Source organism: Okeania sp., assembly GCF_983059655.1.
This window is the reverse complement of the sequence record NZ_CEZPJD010000070.1, coordinates 1-17,996: the sequence shown is the minus strand read 5'-3', so window position 1 is coordinate 17,996 and position 17,996 is coordinate 1. Positions and strand designations below refer to the sequence as shown.

14 protein-coding genes and 1 pseudogene are annotated in these 17,996 nt (G+C 36.6%); 5 read left to right on the top strand and 10 right to left on the bottom strand.

All coding sequences use genetic code 11. The features are described 5' to 3' along the window. Positions 1-581 precede the first annotated feature (581 nt). The gene (locus AC3DU7_RS06715; RefSeq protein WP_488038582.1) at positions 582-872 is read left to right on the top strand and encodes a hypothetical protein; all 291 of its coding nucleotides are present in this window, start codon (positions 582-584) and stop codon (positions 870-872) included. A gap of 847 nt (positions 873-1,719) precedes the next feature. Here the strand turns inward: AC3DU7_RS06715 and AC3DU7_RS06710 are convergent. From AC3DU7_RS06710 to AC3DU7_RS06685, 6 genes are all read right to left on the bottom strand, one after another. Further along, on the bottom strand, positions 1,720-2,307 hold the full coding sequence (locus tag AC3DU7_RS06710; protein WP_488038581.1) for an anthranilate synthase component II: 588 nt from the start codon (positions 2,305-2,307) through the stop codon (positions 1,720-1,722). A gap of 576 nt (positions 2,308-2,883) precedes the next feature. Then, complete coding sequence (locus tag AC3DU7_RS06705) at positions 2,884-3,402, bottom strand: diacylglycerol kinase family protein (protein ID WP_488038580.1); 519 nt, start codon at positions 3,400-3,402, stop codon at positions 2,884-2,886. 103 nt (positions 3,403-3,505) lie between these two features. Next, the gene (ybeY, locus tag AC3DU7_RS06700; RefSeq protein WP_488038579.1) at positions 3,506-4,063 is read right to left on the bottom strand and encodes an rRNA maturation RNase YbeY; all 558 of its coding nucleotides are present in this window, start codon (positions 4,061-4,063) and stop codon (positions 3,506-3,508) included. Between the two features lie 38 nt (positions 4,064-4,101). After that, on the bottom strand, positions 4,102-4,311 hold the full coding sequence (locus AC3DU7_RS06695) for a DUF3285 domain-containing protein (RefSeq protein ID WP_488038578.1): 210 nt from the start codon (positions 4,309-4,311) through the stop codon (positions 4,102-4,104). Positions 4,312-5,176: 865 nt separating this feature from the next. Further along, positions 5,177-6,130 (bottom strand): alpha-E domain-containing protein, encoded by a 954-nt coding sequence (locus tag AC3DU7_RS06690; RefSeq protein ID WP_488038577.1) that lies wholly within the window; start codon positions 6,128-6,130, stop codon positions 5,177-5,179. A 388-nt stretch (positions 6,131-6,518) separates the two neighbouring features. Further along, positions 6,519-7,952, bottom strand: a complete 1,434-nt coding sequence (locus tag AC3DU7_RS06685) for a circularly permuted type 2 ATP-grasp protein (protein ID WP_488038576.1) — start codon at positions 7,950-7,952, stop codon at positions 6,519-6,521. Between the two features lie 330 nt (positions 7,953-8,282). On the opposite strand from AC3DU7_RS06685, the gene AC3DU7_RS06680 reads away from it, so the two are divergent. The 4 genes from AC3DU7_RS06680 to AC3DU7_RS06665 all read left to right on the top strand — a co-directional run bounded on the left by AC3DU7_RS06680 (position 8,283) and on the right by AC3DU7_RS06665 (position 11,689). Next, a complete protein-coding gene (locus tag AC3DU7_RS06680; protein WP_488038575.1) occupies positions 8,283-8,840 on the top strand; it encodes a zinc ribbon domain-containing protein in 558 nt (185 codons plus the stop codon). Positions 8,841-9,289: 449 nt separating this feature from the next. Continuing rightward, positions 9,290-9,556: a transcriptional regulator gene (locus AC3DU7_RS06675; RefSeq protein ID WP_293088028.1), complete on the top strand. Its 267-nt coding sequence runs from the start codon at positions 9,290-9,292 to the stop codon at positions 9,554-9,556. Positions 9,557-10,023: 467 nt separating this feature from the next. Continuing rightward, the gene (locus AC3DU7_RS06670) at positions 10,024-10,917 is read left to right on the top strand and encodes a hypothetical protein (protein WP_488038574.1); all 894 of its coding nucleotides are present in this window, start codon (positions 10,024-10,026) and stop codon (positions 10,915-10,917) included. 238 nt (positions 10,918-11,155) lie between these two features. After that, positions 11,156-11,689, top strand: coding sequence for a Uma2 family endonuclease (locus AC3DU7_RS06665; RefSeq protein ID WP_488038573.1), 534 nt, complete (start codon positions 11,156-11,158; stop codon positions 11,687-11,689). Positions 11,690-11,869: 180 nt separating this feature from the next. On the opposite strand, the gene AC3DU7_RS06660 is transcribed toward AC3DU7_RS06665, so the two are convergent. From AC3DU7_RS06660 to AC3DU7_RS06645, 4 genes and pseudogenes are all read right to left on the bottom strand, one after another. Continuing rightward, entirely contained in the window at positions 11,870-12,130 is a 261-nt protein-coding gene (locus AC3DU7_RS06660; RefSeq protein WP_488038572.1) for a hypothetical protein, read from the bottom strand. Positions 12,131-12,263: 133 nt separating this feature from the next. Further along, positions 12,264-12,815, bottom strand: a complete 552-nt coding sequence (locus AC3DU7_RS06655) for a CPBP family glutamic-type intramembrane protease (protein ID WP_488038571.1) — start codon at positions 12,813-12,815, stop codon at positions 12,264-12,266. 40 nt (positions 12,816-12,855) lie between these two features. Beyond that, entirely contained in the window at positions 12,856-17,655 is a 4,800-nt protein-coding gene (locus AC3DU7_RS06650; RefSeq protein ID WP_488038570.1) for a HEAT repeat domain-containing protein, read from the bottom strand. Between the two features lie 6 nt (positions 17,656-17,661). Continuing rightward, positions 17,662-17,996, bottom strand: a pseudogene (locus AC3DU7_RS06645) (hypothetical protein); the annotation flags it as partial.

The following is a 17,996-nucleotide window of genomic DNA, read 5'->3' as shown; positions in this document are numbered from 1 at the left end:
TTGCTTGTGCATAACGTATCAATTTTCGCCGTTTCATCTTAATTTGTTTGACTATAAGTTTGACGCTATAGTAATATAAGAGAATTTGTAAAAAAACTGTAGCGGTTTGGTTTCCAAATCCCATCTTCGCTTAAGTTTGAAGACCAAACCCTATTAGATAAAATATTACAAAATAAGCGCGGGTTGCTATATTTTCTCTTTTTAATACTATAGAACCCATTTGGTATCTATAACTTTGTTACTTTTAGCTAGTTACTGATTTATTGGCCGACGGTTTTTGGGGTCATTCAGTTTTGACAATAAAATTTTTCGTTACTGTTTGACTAAATGTTTCTTTTGTGGGACCAAAACTATCTCAGGACTAGACTGCTTAACTCAAACGTGTCTCCTACCTATAACTGGAAAAGCTTCCAGGAAGCCAAACCGTTGCCCGGTATAGGTAGGATGACCCGAACAGTCAAAAGCAGGCTAGTGATGCGTATGCGGACTCAATATTAATTTTTATTTTTGCGGAATGTGGGGGAGAGGATTTGTGGCTATAATAGTCCAAAAGAAAATACAAAACTTCCGGAAGGTATTTTATGACTATCCCACCATATGATGCTCGTAATCTCGTTAATAATCCGTATGCAGAATCACTGCATGAACGAGATGAAAGAAGAAACCGTGAACTGGAGGAACGGGCAAAGAATGGAGATGAAAAAGCAGCAAAAGCCTTGGATAAGCGCAGTAAAGCTGGTATAGCTATAACATTTGCTGGAGCTGCTGTTGGTATTGGTGCTGCTGTATTAGGCGCTCCTGTAACGCTTGCTGGTGGTCTTGCTGCTGCCGTTTGGATGGGAGGCAACGCGGCTCATCCTGACCGCCAATGATTTTCCAGTCTTAACCTTTGGTGATTGTAAACTCTAACATCTTCTTTGTCCGAAACTGAATTAACAAAAACTTCCTCAGCACCACGGGAAGTTTTTTTTACTGTTCTGTTCTCTGTTCTGTTTTTGCGATACAGCTCAGAGAACACGGAAAGCTTTCATAAATTACTATTGTTTTGGTAGGCTGAGATTATTGGACGATAAACTCTTCAGAGATAGGCTTCAAAATAATCGCTCAATAACTTTTGAAGCTTAAGAGAATGAACTTATAATTAACGTCTCTTCTCTTCATATATTGGTTTGCTTAAAGAAATGTGATTGGTAGTTAGTTGGGTGCTTAATAGCATGACAATGCAACTCCGGTTAGGGGCAAATATAGCGAAGTTGTCACTCTTAGGCAATATAGAAATGACACCCTTTCTATACAAAGGTTTCAAAGCTTTAAAAATCTGAGGTTTTGATTAATTTAATAAGCTTTCCCTATAAAAGTAGGCAGTATTAATGTTGCTTACATAATTTCTTTGGAACGGGCAAGATGCCAATTCCACAAAACTATTAAAATCATCTTGCATTTATGCAACGCCATTGCCCCTTTCATATCTGAACTTAAACTTTATCTCCTGCCAGATTAATGTTTTTTTGAACAAGAGTATTTTGTGGCTAACTAAAAACCGATATTTCCAAGAAAAGGGAAATCATCAGAGTCAAATATTCGGCAAAAACTTAGTTTTCTAGCTTCAAAAGTTATCTCCGCTAGTGAAATTAATGTAGATTTAGTTTTGCCAGATAAAACTCTGGTCACATCATCTATTCCTTTTGTCCATCCCAATATATACCCCTATTCAAATTTCTATAACCCTGTCAAAAAGTTTCTCATTAATGACTTTCCAGAATTAGTTAAAATACTTTCTGGATGAAATTGTACGCCCTGAATATGAGGATAATTTTTATGTCTAATACCCATAATAGTTCCATCCTCAACCCATCCCGTAATTTCTAATACTTCAGGAAAACTTTCTTTATCTATAACTAAACTATGATATCTCGTAGCAGTTATCGGATTATCTAAACCTGCAAAAATCCCTACTCCTTGATGATAAATTTCAGAAGTTTTACCGTGCATTAATTCTGGCGCAGCAACAATTTTTCCTCCAAATACTTGACCAATACTTTGATGACCGAGACATACTCCCAATATAGGTAAACTTGCTCCTAATTCTTTGATTAATGCTTGAGAAATTCCGGCATCTTCAGGGCGACCAGGGCCTGGAGAAATAACTACTCCATCAGGTTTCAACTCATTAATTTCTGCCAAAGAAATTTTATCATTACGGTAAACTTTAACATTAGCTGCCACTGCTAATTCTGAACCCAATTCACCTAAATATTGTACTAAGTTGTAGGTAAAACTATCGTAATTATCTATAACTATAATCAAAGTGTTTTACTCCTTCATTTCCTAGATATATTTAATCTCTGGATCTATGATCGATCGCTAATTTTTTTTATTAGTTATTTTGACAAATAATTTATCAAGTGTAAGATTCAGAATACTAAAGTTGTACTACTGAGCTAAAAATAAAAATAGTAACTAAACCAGAAATAACCAATTCACTATTATTACAATACTAGTGCAGGATGGCGGAAATAACTGACCAGTTACAAAATACTCAAACAATTATAAATCAATACTTTTGACTGTCCTCAGTGTGTCTTACCATTTTGAGGAAACCTCAGAATTACACACTCGCTTTTAACTTTTGACCTTTAACTTTCGCGTAGCGGCACTAGCTTCATTACAGTTATGCAAGAAATACTTACTAACTAACCAACTTCCAAAATACTTTGATTATCGCTAGAGTTCTAATTAAGTAAAAATTCAGATACTTTAAAATAATGGCAAAAACTTGTAGTATTTTTCATCACTGGCTGAGGTACTTCATAAAATTAATAGACTTACCTTACTTAAAATCTCAAGCCTTGGACCTCATTTAATCAATTAAAGCGATAATTCCTAACTACTAAAAGTATCAATAACCAGACTTAATAATGGAGGTAAAATCAGATAACTTGCGATAAGTAACGCTACAAGAGCTGAAATTAAGACTGCACCAGCAGCACAATCTTTAGCAATTTTAGCCAACTCATGGTAACTTTTTTTAACTGTTAAATCTACCACAGATTCAATAGCAGTATTTAGCAATTCCATCGCCATAACTAATCCAATAGTTAATACAATAACTGCTGTTTCTATTGGTTTTAACTCTAATAAAATACTCAAACTAATAGCAATAATACCAATGAAAGTATGAATCCGAAAATTACGTTGAGTCTGGAAAGCATAAGACAATCCTGCCCAAGCATATTTGAAGCTAATAAAAAGACTATTTGCTACTTGCCAAGATAATTCTCTATTAGGTTTAACTGTACTTTTAGAACCCTTAACTTTTGTAGCAGAAGTAGCAGAAGAATTTTTCGCTTTGTGTATAAAAGTAGCTTCATTGTAAGACATTGATGACTCATTCAGTTTCATAATTTATCCACCTCAGTTCAATTTAATAAATAAGGCCCAGATAATCAAAGACTTGCTCGACTAATAGTCTATCTAAAAAGTTCAAAAGTTACCCTTAGTCTTGTCACTTTTCTAAAGTGATTTGTTTCTCAATGGTAATTCCCACAGAATGAAGCAAAAATAATTGCTGTTTGACCATTTGTTGCCAACTCTGTTCGTCAAGATGATCCCATCCAAGTAGGTGTAGAAAACCATGGGCCGCTAGCCAAGCTAATTCAGTTGTTAATGAATGTTCCTGTTGTCTGGCTTGTCGAAGGGCCGTCTCAACAGAAATTACAATATCACCAAGATATAGTTGTAAATCAGAATCTATTACTTCTGGAGTTGGAATATTTACTTCCAGAGCTGCAAAAGCTAAAACATCTGTTGGTTGATTCTGATAACGATACTGATGATTAAGAATTTGGATTTCGCCATCCCCAGTCAGACGTAGACTAAGTTCGTAGTTTTGAGCAGGTGGAATATCTGGTTGTAGAATTTCTAGCCACTTCCGAAACCAATATGCCCAATTTTCAGAAGGTATGGGAGAAAATTCATCCTTGTCATTCTGGACTTTTAACCTTTCTACTTCTGAGGTCGAGGATGACCAGAAATAATCCTGAACACTTACTTCCAGATACAACCGTAAATTCTCCTTTCCGCTCAAAAATGTAATTTTAGTTATCGCGTTAGATAAGCAAGGCCAACCAATACACCTACAAGTGCAATGGTTGTCAAGGCAAAATGTTGTAGAGATTTACTACCCTTCCTCACCATATTTCTCATGGCCAATTTGACAAAACTGGGTTTTGCTTCAGTTGTGGAAGTATTAGTTTCTTTCTGTGTCTGTGTTTCTCTGGAGTCTTGAGTTGATGAAGATAAATTATTCATAAAAATCGATATATTTAAAGTTTTCTAGTAGTAGTTGTTTATCTAGAGCTGAGTTTTAAATTTTTGATAAAGTCGATACTACTATAACAGTAATATTGCGTTTTGTGTCTATACATCGACTCTTGATTGTTGGTTAATCAAATTTTCTGGTTTACAGTTGAAGTATTTTGGTAAAAAAGTTACTCTTTTATTAGCATTCAGCGTTTCCTTGATCATGCTATGCAAACAGATGGAGAAAATGCTTACAAAGTACAGGAGTTACTAAGGTTAGCTTGTTACCTTTTTCTTTCCTGTAGTTTAGAAGTTTCTTGTGTCGAATTAAAAATATCTGATCGCTGGCTTAATTTAGAAATTCATCTATTTGAGAGGAGAAAATTAGGGTGCATCTCATATTTGTAAAAATACTTTTTTCCTATTTTCTATTCCCTATTCCCTATTTCCTATTCCCTGTTCCCTAAAAGCGATAAATTTTTGGCTTTATTCAAAATTGAAATCCACCCGAAAATTAGGCGATCGTAATTAGACTTTATCGTAGTTGCTAATTATAGGGCTTACCGATCAAATCTCAAAGCACTCTTTCGATCGAGCTAAGTGCCTTTTTAGGTGGAAAAAAGTGCCTGGTATCACATTAAAAGCCTTCAAAAAGTTAGGATAAAAGGCAGAAGAATAACTGAAAAATCACTCTGACAAATATATCCGACTATCTCCTGTATAATTCATAGTTTCTCCTAACTCCCCCGCTCCCCTACTCCCCCGCTTCCCTACTCCCCCGCTTCCCTACTCCCTCGCTCCCCTACTCCCCCGCTTCCCTACTCCCTCGCTCCCCTACTCCCCCACTCCCCTACTCCCCTACTCCCCCGCTCCTCTACTCTATAGGTTTAAGATCGAAAAAAGTTTCAAAAATTTTCTCTCCTGTCTGATTAATTCTGGTTTGTAAATTATCTAGAAATTCGTGTAAACCAGTTTGAATTATTTCTTCTATTGTTAAATAGTCTAACTCGGAACATAAACGACCCAATACTTTTTCTACTGGATGTTTTTTTATACCTTGAGTTACTCCAATAATTTGATAGAGCGATATCTGTGTTGCACTTAAACAATATTGAATTGAGCGGGGAAACTCTCGGTCTAGTATTAAAAATTCTACTACTCCATTAGGAGTAATTCTATGTTGTTGACGTTTGCGATACATTTCATAGGCACTTGCTGACTTTAATAATGCCATCCATTGCACTTCATCTAGTGGAGTTCCAATATCTTTAATTGAAGGTAAAAGAATATAGTATTTAACATCAAGAATTCGGCTAGTTTTATCAGATCTTTCTAAAAATCTTCCCATTCTACCAAAATGCCATGCTTCGTTATGACTCATAGTAGCATCCATAATGCCTGAAAATAAATGTCCACCCATTTTTACCTTCTCAAAAAATGCTGGTAATTCAGATGTTTTTAAACCACTATTAGCCACATCTTTTACCATTAAATAAAATGAGTTAACTTGCTCCCACATTTCTGAAGAAATAATTTCCCTAATGGAACGAGCATTTTCTCTTGCCAGACGCAGACATGAAATAATAGAGTTAGGATAGTCACGGTCAAAAGTAAGAAATTGAATTACATTTTCTTCTGTTACTTCGCCATAGCGTTTTTGAAATAGAGGTAAATCTCCAGTAGTAATAACTATAGGTTGCCACTGTTGAATTACACCAGGAGAATCTAATAGTAGATTGAGATTCACATCAACAAATCGAGCAACATTTTCTGCCCTTTCAACATAACGATTGAGCCAGTAAATTGAATTTGCAACGCGACTTAACATAATTAATAAGGAAGAAGGAAGAAGGAAGAAGGCAGAAGGAAAAAGAGAAAATGAATTAATCAAAACCTAGAAATAAATCTTTGAATTGCAATCTTAAGTTTTCCTGATTTTCGACATTTTTCACAAGTAAAATTTTATATTAAAAGTTCCTCTAATTAGATTATACATTGTAAGCATTTTCTGCGGAATCCTGTACAAACAGCTATTAACATTTAGCTATCAGCAACAATAATCTCTCATATCAAACAGTATTTAAATTAACAACTGACTTTAAAGGCAAGGGAGCAAACTTTTTTAGTAAGACAATTAATAAAGCTTTGATCCTAGACTAAAAGCAATAGCTGATAGCTGATAGCTGATGGCTGACGGCTGAATGCTTACGATAAATTTATTCTGATAAAACCCAAGTATCTTTGCTACCTCCACCTTGGGAAGAATTAACTACTAAAGAACCTTTTTTCATTGCCACTCTAGTCAAACCACCAGGATGAACATAAATTTCTTTACCATATAAAATATAAGGTCGTAAATCAACATGACAACCTTCAAATTTATCATCTATTATAGTTGGAACTCTAGATAAAGATAGAGTTGGTTGAGCAATATAATTCCGGGGATTAGCTTTAATTTTTTCTGCAAATTCTGCTCTTTCCTCCGCAGTTGATTGAGTTCCTACTAACATCCCATAACCACCAGCTTCATTGGCAGATTTAACCACAAGTTTATCCAGATTTAATAACACATGGTCTAACTGTGTTTTTTCCCAACATAAATAGGTAGAAACATTAGGTAAGATTTGCTCCTCATCAAGATAATAACGAATCATTTCAGGCACATAAGCATAAATAACTTTATCATCCGCTACACCAGTTCCCAAAGCATTAGCAAGGGCAACACGACCATTACGGTAAACTTCCATTAACCCTGGAATTCCTAATAAAGATTCAGGATTAAAAGCTAAAGGATCGATAAAATTATCATCCATTCGTCTGTAAATAACATCAACTTGCTGCAAACCCTTAGTAGTTCGCATCTTTACATACCCATCTACAACTACTAAATCTCTACCTTCAACCAATTCAACTCCCATTTGTCTCGCTAAAAATGAATGTTCAAAATAGGCAGAATTATAAACACCAGGAGTCAAAACAACAACAGTAGGATTTGATAAATAAGAAGGTGCTAAATTTAGTAGAGTTTCTAATAAATAACCGGGATAATTATCAACAGGTCTAACTCCTAAAGTCGCAAAAATTTGGGGAAATGTACTTTTCATTACCCGTCGATTTTCTAATACATAAGATACACCAGAAGGGCAACGCAAATTATCTTCTAATACATACCATTGACCATCTTTATCTCTAACTAAATCTGTCCCTGTAATATGACACCAAATTCCTGAAGGTGGTTTTAAACCTATACAAGGTTTGAGAAATCCAAAAGCAGAATTAATTAACTCTCTAGGGATAATTCCATCTTGAAGAATTTTCTGTTCTCCATAAATATCTGCAATAAATAAATTTAGAGCATGAATTCTTTGCTTCAAACCTTTTTCTAAAAAATTCCATTCAGCTACAGAAATTATACGCGGTACAACATCAAAAGGAAAAATACGTTCTGTACCTTGACTATCACCATAAACATTAAAAGTTGCTCCAAGTTTTACCATAGCGACCTGTGCAGCTTTTTGTCGCATTAATAGTTCACCTACAGAGAGAGAATTAATTCTTTCTATTAATAATTGAGCTTCTGGACGAGGTTGATTTTTACTGATGAAAAGTTCATCGTAAAACTCCCCCGGAGTGTAAGAGTCAAATTGCACTATTTTTATTTATAATTTATCGACTACTTAATGATGATTAAACTTTAATTATAAGCATTTAGGATTTCAGCACTTCAGCTATCAGCTTTTAAAGGAGAAAAAAGCAATTTTATCAAAGCTTCAGAGTACGAATCTCTGGCTGAGAATATAGTAGAAGTTAAACGAATGCTTGCTTCATTTATTAAAAAGCTGAATGCGCAGCATTTCCTGCTAAATGCTTACCGTATAATTATTATATTAAGTAAGTGTAAAATTTACATAATTGATTAACAATTATTATAAATAAAATTGTTATCATATATACAATTAACTAATGATCGACTAAAAATTATGGCTTACAAATGTAATCTTAGTAATGGCCAGCAAGTTTATATTGAAAATCAGGGAATGCAAACTGTGGTAACTCTTTCTAGTGGTGGCCCTGGTCAACAACAACAGGCAAGTACAGGATTTCAAACAGGTAAATGGACTGTAGTACCCACTTTGTTTAAGACTGCTACTGGAGTAATTTTGCGTATAGAGTCGGAACAGGGACAATCTTTTGTTCAGTTGCAGGCAGGTGGAATAAGTACCATAAGTGGGATGCCCACCTTGAGCGATGCTGAAGTCTTATCCCTTCAACAAGTAGAGGCAACACCCAGCACAAGTATGCCACCGATGGAACCGATGAAACCAATGGAACCTATGAAACCGATGGAACCGATGAAACCGATGAAAATGGGCGATATGGAAATGAATATGAACCCAATGCAGATGCGGATGGGTAATATGTCGATGGAAATGGGGTCAAGTTCCTCTGCAACTTTTGGGAAGCGTTTTTGTCCCCAATGTGGCTCTCCTGTACAAACAAGCGATCGCTTTTGTTCTAGTTGTGGTTATCAATTGTAATGTTAGTCTTGAAATTTTATTTAGGCGTGTAGTTGCATTAAACGCGCTTATAAACAGATACTTTTTGATCGCTAATGATCTGAATATTAGATTACCTAGTATTACACTAAGCGCAATGGATATTTGCTATAAGGAATAGACAATATTGATAATAATTGTTTTTGTCAAAACCTATTTATCTAATTGAGCAAGAAAGTAAATTATTATTACTTTTTTTCTTGCTTTTTTCTTTTCTAAAATACTTGTCATTAATGGATAATGGATAATGGATAATTGATAATTACCTCTGGTTAAAACCGTTACGGAATTGAATATAAGGAAATATTATTTTTTTCCCTTGAAAGGGGAGAGTTTAAACCAAAATAATTTAATTATTAATTATTAATTATTCGGTAATATTCTTTTTTTATCAAATTATATAGAGTTAAAAATAATCAGGAAAATAGACAATGAAAATTGATATTGATATAATGACTCGCTATTTACATAGAATGCGAAATCAACCAGGATGGGCTTCTTTAAATGAAGTTGCGACATCTATGAATATGGATAGGGCTACATCTAGACGCTACACGAAAACAGCAGAAGAATGGGAATTAATTGAGCGTCAACATTTAGAAAATCAGCCTACTCAAATTCAAGCAACTAAGAAATTAATAAAATTAGAACCTGGAGAAGTCAGAAAAATTGTACAGGCAAATTGTCAAGATTTTTAGCTAAGAAGGAAGAAGGAAGAAGGAAGAGGGAAGAAGGAAGAGGGAAGAAGGAAGAGGGAAGAGGGAAGAGGGAAGAAGGAAGAAGAAAGAAGGTGTTTAGTTCTCTGAGATAATAGCGGGCATCTTGCCCGCACTGGGAACATTTAATTCTCAATCTCTGTACTTAACCTGCTGTAATACCAATTTGATAAATGTTTGCTACAAATAGCTAGGGTATTTCTTAGAATTTTCTAGGTCATGCTCCGCAAACAGAATTCAGAATTCAGGAGTCAGAATGAATAGATTTAATACCAGTTTTTAGGTCAGAAATTCTCTTTTTTGTCAAAGGGATATTTCCTAAAAAATCTTTTTATTGCACTGATTATTAGTAACATTTTTTTTTCAATTTGGTATAACTTTTGACTTTCTTTAATTCTTACTTTTGACTTTTGACTTTTGAATTATTAATTTGAATTCTGTGAAACGATATGACAAGATTTATCCATGACCAATTTGCTAAAGATTATTTAGAAGAATTATTATCTCAACTAGGAGAATGTCAAATTCCTCTAGAAATTCGCAGTGAAGTTAGACAAGTAGATGTGTTTTTTGCTCCATCAACTCAACCAAAAATTTCACCAGAAGCATTAGGATTATTAGGAAAATTAGCAACAACAATTTGTTTATTTGAACCCTTTAGAAATCCTGTAACAATTGATGAAATTAGGAGTTGTTTACTTAAATTATTGGAGGTAAATACAGATTTTATCCGTCGAGCAAATCGGGAAAATACCCGCCTGAATGAAAATAATTATCCGAAATTATGGATATTAACACCTACAGCATCAAAGACCATATTAGAGGGTTTTGGTGCTAAAAGTGATGATGAAAATTGGGGTTCAGGGGTTTATTTATTACCTGAATATCTGAGAACAGGATTAGTAGTAATTCATCAATTACCAAAGACCTTAGACACTCTATGGTTAAGAATTTTGGGCAGAGGTAGAGTACAACAACAGGCAATTGATGAGCTAGAAGCATTACCACCAGATAATCAATTTCGGTTAAATGCTTTATTGTCATTATCATCTTTGCGTAGTAACTTAGAAGTAAGTTCTGAATTAGAAGAACAAGATAGGGAGTTAATTATGCGTTTATCACCACTATTATTAGAACAATTAGAAACTGCTACTCAGGAAGCTACCCGAATAGAGCGTACTGCAGTTATCGAAAATTTGTTGAAATTTAGGTTTAATTCTTTAGATGAAGAACTCAGAGGAATTATTCAACCAATGTCGTCATTATCTCCAGAGGAATTTCTTCCTTTACTTTTACAATTATCACGGGAGGAATTATTGGCAAGATTTAAGAGTGAGAATTAATCCAGTTATTTAGTTACGAAAATTTCTAGGGATAAAATTATATTGACTGAATGTTTACCTTTCGCTCCAGGAAAAAACTGTATTTAATCTTTGCCGATCGCTTTTGATAAAAAGTCTGAGAAAAAGGAGCGATCGCTTTTTTCTGTTCCCTATTCCCTATTCCCTAAAAAAAGAGGTAAACCTATCTTAATTTCTATTCCCTATTCCCTGTTCCCTATTCCCTAAAAAAAATAAACTTATGCAATTATCAACTACTACTAATTCCTTAGACGCTTTTCTCCAACAACCCAATATCGAAACTTCTCCTGCTTGGGAATTTATCTATGGACAACCACAACAAAAACCGATGCCAACCCTGTTTCATTCTCGCCTCCAGCGTAACCTCGTCAATACTATTAACAACAAAACCGAAGCTTATGAAGCTATTCAGGAACTCCGGTGCATTATTCCTCCCTTATCTCCTGTACCAGATATTGTGGTTGTCAAAAGCGATCGCCTTGGGAATCAAGATGGGCCACTACAAGGTTCACCGGACTGGATAATTGAAATTCGTTCTCCGGATCAAAGCACATTAGACTTACAGAACAAGATTCTGCACTGTTTGGGTAACGGGACTCAACTTGCTTGGTTAATTGATATTCAGCGACAGCAAATCTGGGTTTGGGAGAAGCAAGAACTACCACTGGTGTTTGCTGGAACTGATGTACTGCCGACTCTTGACAATATCTCAGATTTGACAGTGGAAAAAGTAATGGCTATGACTCAACAATAATAAGGCTAGATAGTGGCTAGACACAGATTTTGCCACAGATATACGGATGATGCCATTTCAGTTATCAGTTATCAGTTATCAGTGAACCTCCTACTAAAGTCGGAGGCTTGAAATACTGAATCGATTTTTTTTCATCCCCTTAAAAGGGGAAGCTTGAGACCTGATTTTTTGGTCAAATGATTAATCTGTATTATTATGGATAATTTGTTCGCGGTTTTCTGTGGCTTCTTGACGAGTTCGAGAAACCCATTCTTGAGCATCTTCTCCTACTAAAGGATAAATTGCTTTTCCTTGAATTTCACGCCATTTACGCCGAGGTTTAGGGGTTGAATTATCATTTATTTGAAGATTATTTGATAAATAACGCATTAATTGAAGTTTTTCTTCAACGTTTAACTTTTCTGATTTACTGATTAACTCATTTAATAATTCTTGAGACATAATGAATGATACCTCCTTACATTACCGAAAAATTTTGGTTTAAAGCCTCCCCTTTTAAGGGGATAATAAATAAAAATTTTCATAATTAGTCAATCCTATCCGCTTTCAAGGAGAGGTAATTATTCATTATTCATTATTCATTATTAATTGTTGAATTACTTCCATACAATTTTTCTTTACCACCTAAGCAATATTGCCAAATCACAACTACTGCCCAATGAATAATTACTACAACCCACAAACAACCAGTTAATTGATAAGCTACTGTACATACTAATCCTAAAATTCCTGTCAATGTCAAAAAAATTGGTTTCATAAAAGTTGGGTTTCCCTGGGGATGGAAAGTTAGAGCATTTATTGGATGATAAATAATGAATAAAAATAAACTTAATGCTGCCCAAAAACACCACATAATAGTTGAAATTTTCTCAGTGGGATGAGGCAATAACAAAACTCTAAATATCGACTCTTCTATTAGAGATGGCATAAAAAATATTGCTATCAACCCCAGAAATAATTCTTTGAAATTACGAAAGCTTTGACTAACTCGTAAAAATCTAGAATTAAAGCCTAACGGTAAGGCGATCGCTCCATAAATTAACAATGTCATTCCTACCACTAACCAATCTTGACTATTGATGGGACGAGAAGCAAATATTAGACGTTCAATTAAGGTGGAAATCATAGGAAACTGCTCTAAAGTTTATCGAAATACTGCTGTTATATTAGGCGAGTGTAAATACTACGACTAATCCTAACAAAAAGCATAAACACCAAAACAACCAGCGAAGTTTTTTCGACTTAACAGGAGGATGCCAAGCTTGGTAAAATTCTGGGTAGGAGAGAGTTTTGGCACAATTATAGATTACTTTGCAGCATTCCTCAAGGCGATCGCTATTATCTCTGTAACCTTTTGCGGATAAGTAGTCTTTTAATGATGTTATGACTCCTACCATCTGCTCTTCTGCCAAAATTTTCTCTAAGCTATCTGCTGGTCGCCAGATAGCATCGCTATCAGAAGCAGAACCCAACAATTGCAGCAAACCATCAATCACTTTCTGATTGCCTGCACCAATTTCCTCTAACATATGCGCTGCTTGCAAGTGAGTATAATCATAGGAATCGGAAGTAGACCCCAACAAATGCAGCAAGCTATCAATCGCTTTCTCATTGCCTGCACCAATTTTCTTTAACTTATGTAGTGCTGTGCTGCGAATATCACAATCAGAAGTAGACTCCAACAAATGCAGCAAACCATCAATCGCTTTCTGATTGCCTGCACCAATTTTCTTTAACACATATAATACTTGCGTGAGAGTCTCATTGTTTGAAGTAGACTCCAACAAATGCACCAAAGCATCAATTGCTTTCTGATTACCTGCGCCAATATCCCCTAACATATACACTACTCGCCTGCGAGTCTCATTGTCAGAAGTAGACTCCAACAAATGCACCAAAGCATCAACCACTTTCTGATTACCCGTGCCAATATACCCTAATATAATTTTCTGTAACGCATATAATACTTGCATGAGAGTTTGATCATCAGAAGTAGACCCCAACAAATGCACCAAAGCATCAATCGCTTTCTGATTACCTACGCCAAGCTCCCCTAACCTATATACCGCGAGCCTACAAGTCAAATCATCAGAAGTAGACTCCAACAAATGCACCAAAGCATCAATCGCTTTCTCATTGTCAGAGTCAATTCTCCCTAAGCTTTCTTTTGCTTGCCTGCTAGTCTTATCATTAAAAGTAGACACTAACAAATGAACCAAAGCATCAATCGCTTTCTCATTGCCTACGCCAATTTTCTCTAACGTATATACTACTCGCAGGCGAGTCTCATCGTCTGAGGTAGATCCCAACAAATGCACCAAAGCATCAATCGCTTTCTCATTGCCTGTACCAATTTTCCCTAAACTTTTTGCTGCTCGCCTACGAGTCTCATCGTCTGAGGTAGATCCCAACAAATGCACCAAAGCATCAATCGCTTTCTCATTGCCTGTACCAATTTTCCCTAAACTTCGTGCTAGTTGCTTGCGAGTCAAATTATCAGAAGTGAACCAAAACAAACGCATCAAAGCATTAATTGCTTTCTGATTGCCCACGCCAATTTTCCCTAAACCTTTTTCTGCTTGCCTACGAGTCTCATGGTCTGAGGTAGACTCCAACAAATGAATCAAAGCATCAATCGCATACTCACTGCCCACACCAATTTTCCCTAAACTTTTTGCTACTCGCCTGCGAGTTATATCATCAGAAGTAGACTCCAACAAATGAACTAAAGCATCAATCGCTTTGTGATTGCCGGAGTCAATTTTCCCTAAACTTTTTTCTGCTAGCCTGCGAGTCTTATCATCAGAAGTAGACTCCAACAAATGAATCAAAGCATTAATTGCTTTCTGATTGCCCTTGCCAATTTTCCCTAAGATAGATACTGTCCGCCTGCAAGTTTTATCATCAAAAGTAGACTCCAACAAATGAGCTAAAGCATTAATTGCTTTCTGATTGCCCTTGCCAATTTTCTCTAACATATATGCTGCTAGCCCGCGAGTCTCATCATCATACTTAAACAAATGCACCAAAGTATCAATTGCATACTCATTGCCCTTGTCGATTTTCCATAACATATATGCTGCTCGCCAGCGAGTCTTATAATCAGAAGTAGACCTCAAAAAATGCACCAAAGCATCAATTGCTTTCTGATTACCTTTGCCAATTTTCCTTAACGTATATGCTGCTAGCTTGGGAATATCATCATCAGACCCAAAAAAATGCACCAAAGTATCAATCGCATACTCATTGCCCTTGCCAATTTTCTCTAACATATATGCTGCTAGCTCGCAAGTCTTGTCATCAGAAGTAGACCCCAACAAATGCACTAAAGCATCAATCGTATACTCATTGCCCTTGCCAATTTTCCGTAATGTATTTGCTGCTCGCCCACAGGTCTTATCATCAGAAGTAGACCCCAACAAAAGCACCAAAGCATCAATCGCTTTCTGATTACCCTTGCCAATTTTCTGTAATGTACGTTGTGCTATCCAGAAGATCTTATCATCAGAAGTAGACCCCAACAAAAGCACCAAAGCATCAATCGCTTTCTGATTACCCTTGCCAATTTTCTGTAATGTACCTGCCGCATCCACGAGAGTATTATCATCAGAAGTAGAACCCAACAAAAGTACCAAAGCATCAATCGCTTTCTGATTACCCTTGCCAATTTTCTGTAATGTACCTGCCGCATGCACAAGAGTCTTATCATCAGAAGTAGAACCCAACAAAAGTACCAAAGCATCAATTGCCTTCTGATTACCTTTCCCAATTTCCCTTAATGTATACACGGCTTCCTTGCGAGTATAATAATTAGAACTAGACTCGAACAAATACACCAAAGCACCAATCGCATACTCATTGCCCTTGCCAATTTTCTTTAATGTATGTGCAGCTTGCCCACGGGTCTTCGCATCAGAAGTAGACCCCAACAAAGGCAGCAAAGCATTAATCGCTTTCTGATTACCCTTGCCAATTACCTCTAAGAAAGATACTGCTGACATACGAGTCTCATAATCAAAAGTAAACTTCAACAAATGTACCAAAGCATCAATCGCTTTCTGATTACCGGAGTCAATTGTCCCTAACTGATATGCTACTCGTATGCGAATCTTATGATCGGAAGTAGAATCCAACAAATGTACCAAAGCATCAATCGCTTTCTGATTACCAAAGTCAATTTTCCATAGTGTATTTGCTGCTTGTATGCAAGTCTCATAATCAGAAGTAGAACCCAACAAATGGACCAAAGCACTGATAGTATTTTTTCTTGGGATCTCTGGTAAAACATCCTCAGCGTCTATTTTTATTCCACTGAAACCATGACCCCAATCAACTACTTTCTTCACTATTTTATCAATTTGGCTACACTTGGGAAATTCAGTAATTCCAGCAGCAGCCAGATTATAAGCCCGATATTCATAAAAACCCCTATCTAAATTTTTTTCTTTTGTCAAAAAGTATTTACACCCATCCTTAAATTCAGTTAAAGCTTTAATAAACCCCTCTTTCTCTTCCTCCTCCACATACTCTCGTCCCAACCACAACAAAATCACCTGCTTCCACTGCGACTCAAAAATTCGATAACGTCTCCCCTTCACAGGTTTATTCTTGTGTTTGCGAGGCAAGAAAAAATCCCAATCATCAACCGCCAGAGCAGCAAAATATTCCTCAAACGTGGCATGAAAAAAAGCATAAACCTTTTTCGTCGGTGACTCTGCTGCCACCCCTACATTATTCAACCATCCAATTTGCAACGCCAGATAAAACAGAGAATTTTCATCATCCGCATTCCCCAACCTCTCAACAATAAAATCCTGACGCAACCGAAAACGACTCCCAATAGAGTCAATATCATCTTTCGCCAACCTACCCAACGCCAAATTTAACTCCCGTCGCTTGCTTTCCTGAATTGGAAAAAGAACAGACTTCCACCGATAAAACTGCTCCACAAACTGACCATACAATTCCGCCTTCGTCTCCGGCAAACTTCCCTCATATAACTGCCAACTCCGACACAACAGCGCTAACCGCAGAGGATTTTGCACCAAATCTCGCACCCGCGCTTTTTCCTCTTTACCCAATTCCACCTTTAAGCGATCGCCCTTACTATTCTCCCCCCTTACAAAGTCTTGCTCTTGCTCTTGCTCTTGCTCCCCCCTTTCAAAGGGGGGTTGGGGGGGATTAAACCGGGGTTGGCGAGAATCAAACCAATTATCAATAAACTGCTCCACCTGCTGAGGATAATCAAAATCCAACAACCGAAAAGTCTCAAAATCAGACAAAGCATTCACATCCGCCTGCCAAACATTCAGACGACAAGTCAACACCACCCGCGCTTTACCCACCCACCCCGAAAGTTGACGAGAAATATTTTGCAAAGTCTGACTACCAGAAGTAGCAATTTCATCCACCCCATCCAACAACAACCACACTCGCCCCCGTTCAAATTGTTCGGTAAAATTCTCCCCCACTTTCTGACGCTTATCTGGAGGAAAACGCAGCCAAGAATTCAACAAATAATCCTCAAAACTCCGCAAATTCCCACCTTGAGTCAAATCTGCCAAAGAAACCCATACAGGCAAACCCAACTGTTGCTCTAATATCCAATTCGCAATAGTTTGTAGCAGAGTAGTTTTTCCCGCCCCCGGTTCCCCAATTAAAGAAATTCTTTTACCTTGTTTTTGCTGTAAAATCTCTTTTAAGAAAGTATTGTGGGTAAATCTTTGCTTTTCCTCATATTGGGGTTCATAAAGTTTCGTTCCCTGTTCGGGAGATAACCCATCTTGTTCTCGTTTCTCCGACTTTTTCCGTTCCACCAGTGCCAGGGGAACATAAATTTGTTCTCGGTGTTTTTTTGCCTCCTCATCATCGTGAAATAGGGAATTACTGGTAAGTTGATTATTCAGCATTTCCCGACAAATATCTTGCCATTCCTTGAGATTCAATTCTCTGCCCTGTTCAGGCAAAGTCAGTCAAATAGTAGTTCGTTTGTCAATTTTGCCAATTTTGATTGTGCCGCCAACTATCCCATCTTTTCCCATCTCATTTTTTCCAATCGCTATCCCACCTTTTTCCGCCTTAATTTCTTTTGCTACTATGTCGGCATTCTTTTCAGATTCTGACTCCAGAGACTTTAACGCTTCTCTAATTTCTGCCACAACCTCAGTCAACTTTGGATGAGAATTTTCTTCTACTGCCGCTGCCAACTCCTGTATTGTCCGAGCAACATCAGGATTTTCTGCTGCCTCCTGCATTTCCAAAACTGCCTGACCATAATCCAAAGGTTGCTCCGAAAATTGTTCAATAG